The organism is Erwinia papayae (assembly GCF_058241465.1).
On sequence record NZ_JBZCHT010000009.1, the window covers coordinates 851,028 to 866,421 of the forward strand.

Annotated in this window: 11 protein-coding genes and 2 pseudogenes; 3 read left to right on the forward strand and 10 right to left on the reverse strand. The window is 53.8% G+C overall.

Annotated features, from left to right (window positions below):
* Positions 1-76 precede the first annotated feature (76 nt).
* A complete protein-coding gene (locus AC3RPL_RS08735; protein ID WP_490739680.1) occupies positions 77-1,540 on the reverse strand; it encodes an anion permease in 1,464 nt (487 codons plus the stop codon).
* 180 nt (positions 1,541-1,720) lie between these two features.
* Between AC3RPL_RS08735 and AC3RPL_RS08740 the strand changes: the two genes are divergently transcribed.
* On the forward strand, positions 1,721-2,530 hold the full coding sequence (locus AC3RPL_RS08740) for a HopW family type III effector protein (RefSeq protein ID WP_490739681.1): 810 nt from the start codon (positions 1,721-1,723) through the stop codon (positions 2,528-2,530).
* On the opposite strand, the gene AC3RPL_RS08745 is transcribed toward AC3RPL_RS08740, so the two are convergent.
* The 3 genes and pseudogenes from AC3RPL_RS08745 to AC3RPL_RS08755 all read right to left on the reverse strand — a co-directional run.
* Positions 2,496-2,900: a virulence factor SrfC family protein gene (locus AC3RPL_RS08745; protein ID WP_490739682.1), complete on the reverse strand. Its 405-nt coding sequence runs from the start codon at positions 2,898-2,900 to the stop codon at positions 2,496-2,498. The two genes, AC3RPL_RS08740 and AC3RPL_RS08745, sit on opposite strands and share 35 nt — an antisense overlap.
* Positions 2,897-5,698: a virulence factor SrfB gene (locus tag AC3RPL_RS08750; RefSeq protein ID WP_490739683.1), complete on the reverse strand. Its 2,802-nt coding sequence runs from the start codon at positions 5,696-5,698 to the stop codon at positions 2,897-2,899. Before AC3RPL_RS08750 ends, AC3RPL_RS08745 begins: the two co-directional genes overlap by 4 nt.
* Positions 5,699-5,742: 44 nt before the next feature.
* Positions 5,743-6,450: pseudogene (locus AC3RPL_RS08755) on the reverse strand (SrfA family protein); the annotation flags it as partial.
* 411 nt (positions 6,451-6,861) lie between these two features.
* Between AC3RPL_RS08755 and AC3RPL_RS08760 the strand changes: the two are divergent.
* A complete protein-coding gene (locus AC3RPL_RS08760) occupies positions 6,862-8,208 on the forward strand; it encodes a methyl-accepting chemotaxis protein (RefSeq protein WP_367167238.1) in 1,347 nt (448 codons plus the stop codon).
* Between the two features lie 106 nt (positions 8,209-8,314).
* Positions 8,315-9,331, forward strand: coding sequence for an NADPH-dependent aldehyde reductase Ahr (gene ahr / locus AC3RPL_RS08765; protein WP_490739684.1), 1,017 nt, complete (start codon positions 8,315-8,317; stop codon positions 9,329-9,331).
* 592 nt (positions 9,332-9,923) lie between these two features.
* Here the strand turns inward: ahr and araD are convergent.
* The 6 genes and pseudogenes from araD to AC3RPL_RS08795 form a co-directional block, all read right to left on the reverse strand.
* Positions 9,924-10,625, reverse strand: a complete 702-nt coding sequence (gene araD, locus AC3RPL_RS08770; protein ID WP_490739685.1) for an L-ribulose-5-phosphate 4-epimerase — start codon at positions 10,623-10,625, stop codon at positions 9,924-9,926.
* A complete protein-coding gene (locus AC3RPL_RS08775; protein ID WP_490739686.1) occupies positions 10,622-11,482 on the reverse strand; it encodes an L-ribulose-5-phosphate 3-epimerase in 861 nt (286 codons plus the stop codon). The genes araD and AC3RPL_RS08775 overlap by 4 nt, the downstream gene beginning before the upstream one ends.
* A complete protein-coding gene (gene ulaD / locus AC3RPL_RS08780; RefSeq protein ID WP_490739687.1) occupies positions 11,479-12,135 on the reverse strand; it encodes a 3-keto-L-gulonate-6-phosphate decarboxylase UlaD in 657 nt (218 codons plus the stop codon). Before ulaD ends, AC3RPL_RS08775 begins: the two co-directional genes overlap by 4 nt.
* Positions 12,132-13,613: an FGGY-family carbohydrate kinase gene (locus tag AC3RPL_RS08785; protein ID WP_490739688.1), complete on the reverse strand. Its 1,482-nt coding sequence runs from the start codon at positions 13,611-13,613 to the stop codon at positions 12,132-12,134. The genes ulaD and AC3RPL_RS08785 overlap by 4 nt, the downstream gene beginning before the upstream one ends.
* Positions 13,610-14,905, reverse strand: coding sequence for an MFS transporter (locus tag AC3RPL_RS08790; RefSeq protein WP_490739689.1), 1,296 nt, complete (start codon positions 14,903-14,905; stop codon positions 13,610-13,612). The genes AC3RPL_RS08785 and AC3RPL_RS08790 overlap by 4 nt, the downstream gene beginning before the upstream one ends.
* 12 nt (positions 14,906-14,917) lie before the next feature.
* Positions 14,918-15,389 (reverse strand): annotated as a pseudogene (locus AC3RPL_RS08795) (NanQ anomerase/TabA/YiaL family protein).
* Between the last annotated feature and the right edge of the window lie 5 nt (positions 15,390-15,394).

A 15,394-nucleotide genomic window follows, 5' to 3' on the forward strand; every position in this document is an offset into this window, starting at 1 on the left:
ATTAATAAGGCACAAAAAGTTATTCATTGTGGGGAAATGACAGCGGAGCGGCGGTAAACAGGCCGCTCAGAGTATCTCAATACCAGACAGCCAGCACAGGCCAGCCAACCAGCAACAGGATGCTGATGAAAATCACCCCAAAGATGGCCCCCAGCCGCCAGTAATCCTTTGATTTTACATAGCCACAGCCATAAATAATCACCCCGGGGCCGGTTGCGTAAGGCGTCAGGCAACCCATAATGCCAATCGATAACACCAGCAACAGGCTGAGATGTTCCACTGGCACGCCGGGGATACTTTTGCCCAGCGCCAGAATAACCGGCAACAGGGTGGCAGTATGGGCAGAGAGGCTGGCAAACAGGTAATGGGAAAAGTAGAACACCAGTACCAGCACGATGACGGTTCCCTGGGGCGAAAAACCTTCCAGATGTCGGCTCATGGTGGCAGAAAACCAGTCAATAAATCCGGAACGGGTCAGGCCATTTGCCATCACCACCAGCGTGGCCAGGTTGACCAGCGTATTCCAGGCGCTGCTGTAGCGGGTTACCTCTTTCCAGTGCACCACGCGCAGGGCCAGCATTAATGCCACGGCCAGCAGGGCAACGGCGGTGGCACTGATAAGCTTGCCGCCCAGCACCCACAGCGCCAGGCTGAGCAGCACCAGACCAATCAGGGTTATCTCTTTGTGGGTGAGCCGTCCAAGTCTTTTCAGTTCCTCAGCTGCCCAGGCCGCGACTTCCGTACTCTGTGTGGTCCCCGGTTTATACAACAGCCAGACCAGTGCGGGCGAGACGAGCAGTAAAATGATCCCCACCGGCAGAAAAGCCAGAAACCAGTGCAGCCAGCTGATATGGACACCGGCAACTTTACTGGCAAACTCCAGGCCGAGCACATTGGGTGCCGCGCCGGTGACAAACATTGAGGAGCTGATGCTGGTGCCGATCACCATCATCCACATCAGGTAACCGCCAATGCGGCGGGAAGAGGAATCGTTGGGATAAGAGTTAAACAGCGGCGGCAGATTTTTAATCACCGGAAAGACAGTACCGCCGGTGCGGGCGGTGTTGGAGGGCGTAAAGGGGGCCAGCAGGATATCGATAATCACTATGGCATAACCCAGGGTCAGCGTGCGCTTACCCATAAATTTGACCAGAAAGAGCGCGATACGACGCCCCAGCCCGCTCACCTCATAGCCCAGCGCGAAGATAAACGCGCCAAACACCAGCCATACCGTCGGGCTGGAAAAACCGGCCAGCCCCCATTTCAGTGCCTGGCTGCTGGCATCAAAATCCGGATTTGCCAGTTCATCAGCATCAAACAGCAGAAATCTGCCGCCGATAACGCAAAGGGTGACCGCCATGAAACTGATTGCCGTAGCCGGAATGGGCTCCAGAATCATGCCGACAATCATCGCCACAAACACGGCAAAATAGTGCCAGGCCTGGGGTGGCATACCATCAGGTACGGGGATAAGCAACATCACCACGAGGGTCAGTAACGGGAGAAGCGATTTTCCTGTTTTCTCTTTTGTCAAAGCCATCAGTATTCCTCCATAAATGACAGGCCTGCAGATAGTCACAATCAAAGCAGGGCTTTTTGGTAACAGATTACCTTAACATTCAATCTGTCTGAATCATTCGGCATTTCATCTGCAGAAGGGAACCTCGCCAGGCACCTCACCACTCAGCCCTCTCATTCAGGCAAACTATAGGAAAAACTAATGAATCCAGCTCAGATCGCGCGCGCCTCTCACTCCTGTATGCCAGTGGCTTCCGGTAGTTCCGGCAGTTCCGGCGCAATTGATAAAAGTGATGCGCAATTGTCGCGGCAGGCACGCACAAGGGCTTTTGTCGCGTCAGGTAAACTGAGTACGGCGTTCGGACGCTCCTCCACGGCGTCGGCGCAGGATTGCACCAGCCTGCTGCATACCTTTCAGCGGGAGCTCGAGAAAGTGCCCCAGTCATTTCCCGCCATTGCCGAACTCGCAGGTCAGCTGTCAGAAGCGGCGCTGGGTGAGCCGAACGGACACTGGCTGGGCAACGAGCAGCAACAGGTGCTGAAGGAGACGATTGACCGCTGTACCAGCCAGCTGGCGCATACCCCGGCGTCACATGCTTCATATAAGCCGCTGTCTCAGGCCTGCACCGATCTGACCACGGCGCGGATGCAGCAGTCAGTCAGTCAGATGGCTGATCAATCACACCAGAAGGTGCAGGGTGTACCGGACCTTCTGGCGTTGATTCATACGGATCCTACTGGCCTGGCCGGGAATTCAGCTGGAATGCCGCCCAGTGCGAAATTCAGCGCTTTTCTCTGCACCGCCAGAGACCGCACTGCTGAGCTGAGCGAAACGCTTCGCAATCACTCTGCCGACGTGACGCCTTTGCTCCAGTCGCATGTCGATACGCTTTTGCATCTGGAAAAGTTGCCGGAAGCCCTGACGGCATGGACGGAGAGTTGTCGCGATACGCCCGTTCAGCATGACCTGCGCGCGCTCATTCATTATCAACGCGCGTCTGTTGACCGCTGATACGCAGCACCATGCTACCGGTGTGTTGCTGAGGGTTGAGCTGGCGGAAATCCAGCGTGGCGTTGCCAAGGGCAATCTCCATCCGGCCTTTATCACTGGCGGCCAGCGCGGAGATCAGGTAAGACTTTCCCGCCTGCGACAGTCCAAAAAATCCTATCGCAGACTCTTTTGCCGCCGCACTCGCCAGATTGCCCGCGTGGTTACGCTGACGCATCAGACGTATACGCAGACGGTCGGCCTCCATCTCCAGACGGGGTGCGCTGTGGCGTGCGCTCTCCAGCCAGTCGATCGCCCCGCCAATACTTTTTGCCAGCGTATCCAGTTTTTTGCCGAACTGGCCTGATAACTGCTTAGGCGTCAACGCTTTCATTTCTTGTATACGCTCCCACTGTCAATCCAATAATGGGTTAATCCTGATCCACCGCTGGCTAACGTATTCAGCCTGAGCCGCAGGTGATGTAAAGGAACCAGCGTACCATCATCAAGGCTGGCCTCGGCAATTTCAAATCGTTCCGCACCACTGGCGGCGGTGCTGACTATCGCCAGCCTGATTTTCAGCACCTTATCGCCTGCCACGCGGCGTGCCAGCTGCGGATCGGCAATCGACAGGCTGTAGAGTGGTGAGGCAGGCCAGCGGTCGTTATCCAGTTGTCTGAACCCCAGCGTCAGCGCTCCCCGAACCTGGAACCGCTGGCGGGAATCCAGGCTGAACTGGTTGTCGTCAAGATCGATATCGCTGTACCAGACGTTCTCACTGCTGAGCGAGCCGTTACCGTCGAGCATCCCCAGATAGCGGATAGTGGAATAGGGTTGGAAATCACCGGCTTTAAACCAGAAGTTGGCCAGTCGCAGATCCAGCGACAGAAGACACAGCATGGCGCCGACGGCCGCAGTGGATTTCGGATTCTCAATACGTCCCTGCTTATTAAAAGGATACCAGTCATTGGTGTGATAACCGTCCAGCGACAAAATCCGACTGACCGGCAACGGTTGTAAATGGCGGAACAACGCCTGGATACCTGGAAAGCGTGAAGGGCGACCGGTCAGTAACAGCACGTCACAGTCATAGACGGCGACCACCTCGGACATGGAGCGCAGACTTTGCGTAATGTTCATCTGTGGTGAGAGAAAAGCGCTGTGCAGCTTGCTCAGGCTGACGATCAACGGCACGCGCAGAATATCAAAGGATTCAGCGTCATTCGGCAGCTCCCGCTGGATCTCGCGATTGAGATAATCAAGCAGCTTCGGCGTGGGTGCCTGCGGCAGCAGTTCAGCAAACAGCGCTTCAACTTCGGCATTCAGATCCAGCGGGTCAAAGCGCTCATAGGCTTCAAGAATAGCCTGCCCCAGTGGAATAAAGAGTTGCAGTGTTGCCTGTTGGCGCAGGGTGGACTGACCGCCGAGGCGACCCTCAGCGCCGAACAGCCTGGTCATCACCGCTTCCGCATTGCCCGCGCCCGCCTGCTTAAGGGCAGCCTGCAACGCCGGCAACACATACAGCTGGATAACATCGAGCAGAATGTCGTCACCGGCCAGTTTGAAGCCTTCACGAAACAGCAGCCGGGGCATGATTTTTACGTTGTTGCCCTGACCATCGTCCAGCCGGTACTGGGTAATGGCCAGATCGGTGGTGCCGCCGCCAATATCGATTGAGGCAATACGAAGCGTTTTCCCCGCCGGTTCATCTGCGGCGCGCGGGCGATCGGGACGCGCCATACTGCTGAAGAAGGCTTCTGCGCGTCCGCCAAAATTAACCTGCGTTTCATTGTACAAATAGACCATCTGGCCACAGGTCGCTTCATCCCACTCCATCTGCACGTCAGGGACGGGCATCAGGCTTTTGGCTTTGTCCTGGTCGCTGGTGAAATCATCATCAGCCGGGTGCCAGCCCATCGCTTTCCACACCAGCGCAATGGCTTCCTGCATCCGTCGCCGGAAAATCTCCCGTTCAGGTTTTGGCATCGCCGACGGCAACGTCAGAATAATGTTACGCAGCTGGCGCGGGGCGCTGCTGTGCAGCATCTTTTGCCGTTGAGCGGGGCTGTTCATCTGCATCAGCGCCTGGGCCAGCAGTTCCGAGAGCATAAAGCTCATCACCGCGCTGCGACTGTAGTGGGCAGAAAAAACCGGCAGCCTCTCTTCCAGCGGCTGGTTATACAGCGGCTGGCCTTCATCATCGACCAGGTTGGTCAGCGGCATGGCGGTGGCAATGGGTTCATCAGCTGCGTTACCGGGCGTCCGGCTGAAGCGCCAGCCGGGGGTGAAGCTCTCTTCATCCCACAGATAGCGGCGCGGACTGGAGATCCCGGTGGCGCCTTCGGTTCCCAGACGTTGCAGCGCCAGCTGGCTGGCTTCGCGACCAACACGGGTGATGGAAGACCAGATAAAGGCATCGTCACGACCACTTTCCACTGAAAAGTTTTGTTTGCCAAAGCTTGCCTGCGCAAACTCAACCCGGCTTTCAAACAGTTCGTTATAGACGAGGTGGGGAGCACTCAGGTTACGCAGGTGCAGCTCATAGGTGTGCCTGAGACCATGATGATCATCGACATGGTCTTCAACCATAATGCCGCAGGTGTGCGAATTACCGACATCAAGAATCAAATCAACCGGAATGGCCGGGGAGGAAGGGTTAGCGGCGCTGATTTTCAGCTCGGGTAGCGACAGCTGATGCCCCAGCATATGCAGAATGTTCAGATAGTGAGCCTGATATTCAAATTCGCGAAGAGCGGTACGAATATTGACCTGAGGACGCTGTTCAATCTCCGACGCCTGCTGACTGAAGACTTCACGCAGCCAGCCATCAACCCACGTATGGTCGAGAAATTCGCCCAGCTCGTCACTGTGGTGAGCCAGCACAAAGCTGACGCCGGATTGGGCATCGCTGCTGTTCAGCGCCAGTGACTCATCTTCACCTTCCGGCCAGACGCGGGTTTCGAATGCCAGGCAGACGCGGTGACTGTGGCCGTTGGCATCAGGTTTATCCAGCGCAACAACCTGCACTCTGGCCCAGTTATCCGGTCCGCCGATAAAAGTACGCGGCGGATTAAAACGAAAGAAGGGCAGCGGTAACCAGATACCGTTCAGCAGGGTCAGCGACTGTTCCAGAGAAAAGCTGGATTCAGGCTTAACGACTTCAGGAGTGCCACCGGTGGCAACCGGCAGCATGTATTTACCACTCAGGGCGTTAAAATTCAGACGCAGCAGCGGACCATTATCCAGCCATAGCGAAGCAGCGGACGGGATGTTGCTGGCACCACGACTTTTTGTACAACCGGAGCGGGTTCTGGTGCCGGCATCGCCTGCTCAGCTTCAGGCTGCGTCTGCATCTCCTCCACCACGGTCACCGTAACAGGTTCGGGGAGCGGCGGTGCGGCAGCAGGCGGAGGGGGGACCGCAACGGCCAGTTTAGAGAGGCTCAACGGTGGATGGTCTTCTTCCACTTTACGCAGACAATCCAGCGAGTCCTGGCGGGATTTTTTATCCAGGCTGACGAAGCCCCAGAAGGTTAAAACCGGCTTGCCGTCCACCAGATAAACAAAGTTCTGGTCCGGAAACTGCAGGGCTTTTGCCAGCAGGGCGCCAAATAACTTCTGATTACTTTTTTCCGACTGCTGTGCCCGCTGACACATCTCTGCCACCACCTGCTGGCAGGCGACCAGCTGATTGAGGGCATGGTTGCGGGCACTGTCGCTGGCCGCAGCCCAGGAAGTAACTTTACCGCCAATGGGCGCATACCAGTCCAGGCGGTTTCCGGCGTCATCAGGTTGAGGGATAGCGAGGCAGTCAGCAATATGTTGCTGTTTCCTCAGGCGCAGTGTCTCGCGCAATTGCAGGGCCGACAGGTAAACAGGCTGCCCGTTTTCTCCAAGGGGCAGAACCGCATCCAGACTTCCGCTGCGTAAAAATAATTTAGCCACGCAAAAAGGACCTTTTGTCAGATGTCAGGGGTGCTTGAAACGATCTGAAGCGAATTTATTTATACTGTAGTCCAGTGGACTTAAATCAAATGACGAAATAAGGGGCTAAACTGGTGATTGCTTTCGCAATCGGATGACAAAAAATCTCCTGTAATATCAACAGAAGGCGGCTGACAGCTATTTGCCCGCCTGCTTTAGCTCTGATTACTCTGAACGGCTTAACGCCGGATTGCCTGAAATAACTTAATCTTATGAAAAAAAGTTTTTTTCACCCACATTGCGCAGCAGATTACTGGCTGCAAAGGGCGGTATCCCGTGGTTTTAGTGAAAAAAAATCATAATTTTTTCTCCATGCCTGCCGATAATCTTCATCGTGCGAACAACATAAAAACATAACAGTAAGGTTACGATATGCGCATTTTCAATCGGTCAGGTTTCTTCAAGAGATTTTTCAGATCCAACACACTCTGTCGTACCACACAGAGTTCTATTCACAGTGCCATGGCAATAATGGAACTGACGCCTGAGGGCGTCGTGCTCAATGCCAATGCCCTTTTTTTGCAAAAAATGGGTTATCAGTTGGATGAGATTGTCGGGCAGCATCATCGTATCTTCTGTCCGGAGCAGGTGCTTGCCTCGCCCGAATATACCCGATTCTGGCAGCGTCTGGCCCGTGGTGAGAGTTTCAGTGATAAATTTTTACGTCTGACCAAAGAAGGCAAAAAAATCTGGTTTGAAGCGAATTATGTCCCGATACGTAATCACAATGGCAAAGTCATTAAGATCGTTGGACTGGCTTCTGATATCACCGCGCGCACGCTTGCCGCACAGCAACAGAAAGGGATGACCAATGCCATTGACCGTTCCATGGCGGTGATAGCATTTAACCTCAATGGCGAAGTATTACGTGTTAATGATAATTTTCTGAAAACCACCGGCTACCGGATTGAAGAAGTGCTGGGAAAACATCATCGCATGTTTTGTTCTCCGGAAGTTTACAATAGCACTGAGTATCATCAGTTCTGGCAAAAGTTGCGGCACGGAGACTTTGTTTCCGGTCAGTTTGAGCGTGTTGACAGCAGGGGCAACACCATCTGGCTGCGGGCAACCTACAATCCTGTCTTTGATGAGAACGGCCAGCTGTATGAAGTGGTGAAATTTGCCACCGATGTGACCACCCAGGTGGTTAAGAACCGGCAGGAGCGCGAGGCGGCAGAACATGCCTATAAAGCCGCGCTTGAGACCAGCCAGAATACCCGGGTGGGTGTAGGCGTGATCGAGAACAGCGTCAGCAAGATGAATGAAATCGCCGTTGAGCTGCGTAATGTCTCTGCCGGCATTAATGACCTCAGTTCACAGTCGGCGCAGATTGGTCAGATAGTGGAAACGATTAAAAGGATCGCTAATCAGACGAATTTGCTGGCGTTAAACGCTGCGGTAGAAGCGGCACGCGCCGGTACGCATGGCCGCAGCTTTGCGGTTGTGGCTAATGAAGTAAGAAGTCTGGCTGCGAATATCAATACGGCCTCGCAGGAGATCTCTGAAGTGGTTGAGCATAACCAGCAACTGGCTGCGCTGGCACAGAAAAATATTTCTGCCAATCTGTCACGTGCAGATCAGGGCGTGTCGCTGGTTCGGGAAGCTGGAAGTGTGATCATGGATATTCAGAATAACTCCGCGCAGGTGGTGGAGGCTATTGGCCATGTGACTGAGCATCTGGTGGCTGAGAATATTATTCCGACCAGGACACTCGCTTAATTACACTTTGCAACATTTCAACCGATCGATGCCTCGTCAGGTTAACAGGGGGAAGAGGGGAGTTTGCTACACTCTTTCAGGACTGTTAACCAGAATGAGGTAAAGGATGAAAATTAAAAGCTACGCCGCTATGCAACCAGGTCAGGCTCTGGAACTGTATGAATATGAAGCCGCAGAGCTGGCAGCAGAAGAAGTTGAGGTTGAAGTTGAGTATTGCGGCGTCTGCCATTCTGACCTGTCGATGATTGATAACGAGTGGGGAATTTCTCAGTATCCCACCATTGCCGGACATGAGGTGATTGGTCGCGTTGCTTCACTGGGTTCAGCGGCGCAAAACAAAGGGCTGTCAGTGGGCCAGCGGGTGGGTATCGGCTGGATGGCAAAAAGCTGCCAACACTGTGATCCCTGCATCAACGGTGAACAGGTCAACTGTGAAAACGGCGCTATTCCCACCATTCTTAACCATGGCGGTTTCGCGCAGAAACTGCGTGCCGACTGGCAGTGGGTGATCCCACTCCCGGAAAAACTGGATGCTGCGACGGCCGGTCCACTGCTGTGTGGCGGCATTACGGTATTTAAACCCCTGTTGATGAGTAACATTACCGCGACCAGCCGTGTTGGCGTTATTGGCATCGGCGGCCTTGGTCATATTGCGATAAAAATATTGCGCGCAATGGGTGCTGAGGTCGTGGCATTCAGCTCCACGCCCGATAAAAAGCAATCCATTCTTGATATGGGCGCTGATGAAGTCGTCAATAGTCGCGACCCGGAAGCATTGAAAAAGCTGGCAGGGCGCTTTGATTTGATCCTGAGCACCGTCGCCGTTGATCTTGACTGGAAACCTTATTTCGACGCACTGGCGCCGAAGGGCAGGTTTCACACCGTCGGCGCAGTGATGAAGCCATTCCAGGTGTCCGCCTTTGACCTGATTATGGGTGACAAAGCCGTCACGGGGTCATCAACCGGCTCGCCGGGGCAACTGCGCACACTGCTGAAACTGGCATCTCGCGCAGAAATTGCTCCCCGGGTGGAATATTTCCCGATGTCCCGCATCAATGATGCTCTGGAGCATGTCCGTGCGGGTAAAGCTAATTACCGTGTGGTTCTGAAAGCGGACTTCTGAATATTTTCCAGGGTCGATATTTGAAATAGTGGCCATGCCTGGCGGGTAATGCCAGGCATGTCAAAGGTTATATTTTAAGCAGAACGGAAATATCAGCCCCCTGAAAAAACATCTTATTATCGCATCGTTTTTAATGATTAATTATTATCCTCTTTGTTAAATAAAAAATAACATAAATTTCAATCATCTATGTTTCATCGCTGGAGAAAGCGCTTACACATACCACCATCAGAGAACAACGGAATGAACCGCGTACAAGTCATCGTTTTCACGTAGCGCCACCTTGGTTCGCATAATGTATATTATGTTAAATTAAAGATGGGCAGTGGCATGCCCCACAGATCTTTTCGAAGTCTGACTGCTGAGATGATCACGGCTTTTTACCAAATTCACCATCATCATCCGTAACCCTTTACATGTGATCTGGCTTCCCTACCTGGGCGTGTGAAGCCAGCCTTCCCTTCTTTTATCTTAATGCCCGGATTTTCCTCTTAAAGCTGCCACATGTGTTTCAGTTCTTGAGGAAAATCCCGCTGTACTTTCGCGCTAAGGGTAAAACGCAGCGTTGGAGATATCTCCGGCACGGATATACTTAACATTGTCCGTAATAGGCATTTTTACCGTGTTTCCTTAGAAAGTGTTTATCCAGTAATTGTTTTTGCATGCTGTCAATTGCCGGCTTCAGCTGACGAGAGAAAATCCCCATGTAGGCCACCTCTTCCAGCACCACGGCATTGTGCACGGCAGCAGATGCATCTTTCCCCCAGGCAAAAGGTCCGTGGGCATTAATTAACACACCGGGAATATCCGTGGGGCTGATACCTCGTGACTGGAATGTCTCAATAATAACCTGCCCGGTATTGTGTTCGTAATCATTCACAATTTCCTGTTCAGTCATTAAACGCGTACAGGGAATGGTGCCGTAAAAATAGTCTGCATGCGTGGTTCCCAGCGCTGGCAGATCCTGCCCCGCCTGGGACCAGATGGTGGCATGACGAGAATGGGTATGAACAATGCCGCCAATATCATCAAAAGCACGGTAAAGCGCCAGATGGGTTGCCGTATCAGATGATGGCTTTTTCTTACCCTCAATAACGCGGCCACTCTCCAAATCAAGCACCACGATATCCTCCACCGTCATGTTGTCGTACTCAACGCCGGATGGCTTGATGGCGACCTGATTGCTGTTGCGATCGATGGCACTGACGTTACCCCAGGTAAAGGTGACGAGTTGATGGTGAGGTAAGGCTAAATTCGCTTCAAGCACCTGTTGTTTCAGCATCTGTAAACTCATTGTAATCCTCCTTCCTGCATTTTTTGTTCAATCCAGCGCCGTGCCTGCACGATTTCTGCCACCGGTTCCTCTGCTTTCTCTGTCCACATCTCAATAAGAAATGAGCCGCGGTAATTAAGCTGCTTCAAGGTGCGGAAAACGCTGACAAAATCGACACAGCCCTGTCCAAAAGGAACATCCCGAAACTGGCCTGGCGAGCTGGCGGTCACCGGCTGGGTGTCTTTAAGGTGAATCGCAGCGATGCGATCAATTCCCAGAGTGAGTTCAGCCGTGACATCATTACCCCACGCGCTGAGGTTGCCGACGTCGGGATAAACAGAAAACCAGGGTGATGCCTGTTGTTTTTCCCACTTTTTCCATTTGCTGATGGCGTTGATAAATTCAGTGTCCATAATTTCCACCGCCAGCATGACCTGAGCAGCCGCGGCGCGCTCTACCGCGCGTGACAAGCCCTCTGCAAAGCGAGCCTCGGTGCCTTCATCATGGGGTTCGTAGTAGACGTCATATCCCGCCAGCTGGATGGTGCGGATCCCGACATCTCTGGCAAGCTGAATGGCGCGTTCCATCAGTTCATCTGCCCGCTGGCGCGTTGCTGCATCCCGGCTGCCGAAGGGAAAACGCCGATGCCCGGACAGACATAAAGACGGGATGCTGACGCCGGTTTCAATTATGGCGTTGACCAGTGAAAGGCGCTGCTCCTTACTCCAGTCCAGCCTTGCCAGCCTTTCATCAGTCTCATCAATCGACATCTCGACAAAGTTGAAGCCACATGCTTTAGCCAGTGCCAGTCGCTCAGGCCAGGTGAGATGTGCTGGTAGTGCTTTTTCGTAGATCCCCAGTGGATGCTGTCGTCTCATTGCTTTCCCCAGATATTGGCAATTGCCTGATGAAACTGATTTGCAGTGGCTAGGCCACTGGTGCTGTCACTCAGCGCTCGCCCGGCGATGAATGCCTTTACATCGATATTGCGAAACTGCGGTAATTCTTCGGGGGTGATGCCGCCGGTGACAGAGAGTGCAAACCCCATATCCGATAACGCCTGCATAGCGTCAAGATCGTGCTGGCTCCATTGCTGGCCGCCCGCCTGCGCATCACGGCCTCGGTGATAAATAGCCTGCGTCAGACCAAGGTTGCGCCACTGGCGCGCATCCTCTGTTGTCCAGTGTCCAAACAACTCAATCTGAATGTCGCCCTGATAGCGCCCCGCCACATCCAGCGCGGTGGCAAAAGTAGCCAGCGGCGCAGCACAGATAACCGTCATCCAGTTGGCCCCTGCTTTGAACGCCATCTCCGCCAGCGTCGCGCCGGCGTCAGCAACTTTGAAGTCGGCCACCAGGGTTTTGTTCGGATGCTGGCTGCGGAGGCGGGATATCGCTTCAATACCCGCGCTGAAGCATAAAATCGTACCCGCTTCGATGATGTCGACATCGCGATGAAGCAACTCTGCCGTGCGCAGCGCAGCATCCAGGTCGGTGTGGTCCAGCGCCAGCTGGAGTAAAGGAAGACTCATAAATAAACTCCTTGTACCGCAGTCAGTGCATCAACCAACCTCTGATAGCTTTGATATTTTTTCTGATAGCGTTCATGCCGGTTTAAATCAGGCTGCCAGGTGACAATCTGTGGATTAAGCGCCTGCTGCGCCCGTTGTAATGAGGCATATACGCCCGTGCCGGTGAGCGCGACCAGGGCCGCGCCAAGGCATCCGCTTTCAGCAATCTGCGGTACTTCTACGGGCAGGCCGCTCGCATCAGCAAACATTTGCATCCAGGGCGCAGAACGCGTGGGACCACCACTGAGTCGCAGTGCCGTTGCGTGTGGAAAACGCCGTCGAATGCGATTGAGATGAGTAAGATGCGAGAACACCACCCCTTCGTAGATGGCCTGAACCAGGTGACCGCGCGTGTGGCCAGCCTGCATCCCCAGAAAAGTTCCATGCACTTCTGCACCGGCATTGCAGCCGTACAAAAAAGGCAGGAAAAACAGTGAACTACTGGCTGCGGGCAACTCAGCAACCCAGTTATTCAGCTGCTGATAGTCATTAATCCCCCACTGCTGGCAAAACCACTCCAGATTAGCTGCCGACGTTGGGCTGGCATCATGAATGATGAACTGATTGTCGATAGCGTAGCGGCCATAGACATAGGGGTAGTCCGTCTCGTCACTGATGCAGTCGGTTATGCCACTGGTCACCGACCAGGTGCCCATCACGGCGTTAAGCCGGGTATCGTCATGAAGTCCCGCACAGATTGCCGTGGAAACCACATCAAACAGGCCACCTACAACAGGGATGCCTGCGGGTAATCCACACAGTTGCGCCGCCTGTTCAGTAACATAACCGGCGACTTCGGTTGGGCCAATGATGGGAGGCAGTGAGGGGACGATTTCCCCGATATCCAGCGTATCCGCCAGTGCAGCGGACCAGCCGCCGCTCTGCATGCTGTACAGGTTGGATTCAGAAATGTTTGTTTCTTCGCAAGCCAGTTTGCCCGTCAGGCAGAACCGCAGATAATCATGCGCCATCAGCACACTGCCGATGGCGGCATAGCGCTCGGGTTCATGCTCTTTGATCCAACGTAGTAATGATACCGGATGTCCGGTCCACAGGGTCTGGCGCGTTTCAGGATACAACTGCTGCGGTATCCCTTCTCTTTGCCATTGCTGCACAATCGTCAGCGCCCGGCGATCGGAAGAAAGGATGCCATTACCCAACGGCTGATGTTGTTTATCCAGTAAGAACAGGCCCTTACCCTGAGCAGAAATCCCTACCCCTGCAACCTCAGAGGCATTCAGTTTGCTTTGTTGCAGCACATCGCGTATCACAATCGCAGCCTGTTGCCACAACAGCGACATATCGCGCTCGGCACGACCGGGTTCAGGTACCAGCACCGGCAGGTTCTGCCGTGCTACCGCCAGTTCGCGCCCCTGCGCGTCATAGAGTCCGGCTTTGATAAAGGTTCCGCCGCAATCCAGCCCTAACCAGCTTTTCATAGCGCCTCCCGTTCAGGCGAATCACAGTGCCCGGGCAGCGTCAATGCCAGCACAGAAGCCATGGCCAGCGAGATGGCCAGACTGTAAATCCCCACATCTTTGCTGTATTCCGCGATCAAAATCCCCACCATATAGGGCCCGCAGAATCCGCCCAGGTTACCCAGTGCATTTATCAGACCGCGTGCGCCACCCGCGACTTCAGCATGAAAGAGGCGCGGGGGAATACTCCAGAACACACCGGCAGCAGACTGGATAAACACGCCACACCCCACAAGAGCGGCATAGGACCACCAGATATGTGCCTTCAGGACCACTGACATCGCCATGCAGATGGCGAATCCAGCGAGTGGCAGCGCGACGAAGATTCTGCGACGGCCGCTGGCGTCGGAAAGTATTGAGAACAGGAACATGCCCAAAATGGCACCGACGTAAGGCAAAATGGCCAGTATTCCCACCTTCTCTGCATTACCGTTGGTCAGTCCTTTCAGAATGGTCGGCAACCACAGGGTGTAGCCATATATCCCGGTCTGATAGAAGAAATTGACGAGGATCAGTCGCCACATGACGGGCTCACGCATCACCCGGCTCAACGAGGCTTTGCGCATATTCTTACCCTTGATCATCAACTGTTCGTCATGAAGGGTTTTGATCAGATACTGCTTCTCAGCCGCAGAAATCCAGCTGGCTTCCTCAGGACGATTGCTGATGGTAAAAACCCAGAGAAGCATGACAAAAACCGATAACACGCCTTCAACGAAGAACAGCATGCGCCAGTCCCAGTTGGTAATTATCCAACCCGATAACGGTGCCGTAATGATGCCGGCAATGGGGACAAACATGATCACAATGGCATTGGCACGCCCCCGTTCTTTATCCGGGAACCAGTTGCCTATCATGGTCAGCACCACGGGCAGCATCCCACCTTCTGCAACACCCAGTGCAAAGCGCAGCACCAGTAAGTGATACTGACTGGTGGCAAGGCCGGTCAGGATCGAAATCACTGCCCACGCCACCAGTGACCAGCCGATAAAACGTTTGCCGTTTCCGTGTACCGCAAGTTTTCCCCCCGGAACCTGTAGAAACAGGTAGCCGATAAAGAAGATGCCGCCGGCAAGTCCAGCCATAGACGCACTGATACCCAGTTCTGCGTCCATGCCGCCCGGCATAGCAAAGGCAATATTGACGCGGTCCATGTATGAGATGATGCAGGTAATCAGAACAGGCGGAATGATATACAGCCACCGTAATGCAGGTACGTCTGCATGAGCGGGCGCAGTTGAAGTCAGACTCATGTTATTTACCTTTTAGTTCACCAGGTCAGCAGTCGGGATCTTCACCACAACTTTACGAATCGCCGCCGGCAAATCCGGCGCGCAGTTAGGCCGATGAATATCCTGTGGGAAAAACACGGCAAAGCTGCCTGGCACCATACGGATCCAGGTTTCATCAGGAACCTGCTGATAAAAAATGATGTCGCGATTTTCGTCATAAGGCTGATGAACAGCCGCATTTAACGGCTGGCTCGCCACCCCAATTAACTCAGAACCGGCGACCAGGTATTGCACATCGATATGGTGGCGATGTGCTTCGGGATAGTTTTCCTGCACCGGCGCAGTCTGAAGATCCAGAACCTGTATCAGCCAGCCGGTTTCGCTGTCTTTATATCGCCCTGCTTCCATGCCCTTCAGATCCCTGACTGGCCAACCAGGCAATGGCCCGTGCAACAGCCGACGGATAGTGGATGGCTTCTGTATTATCAATGTGCCCGCAGATCATAACGT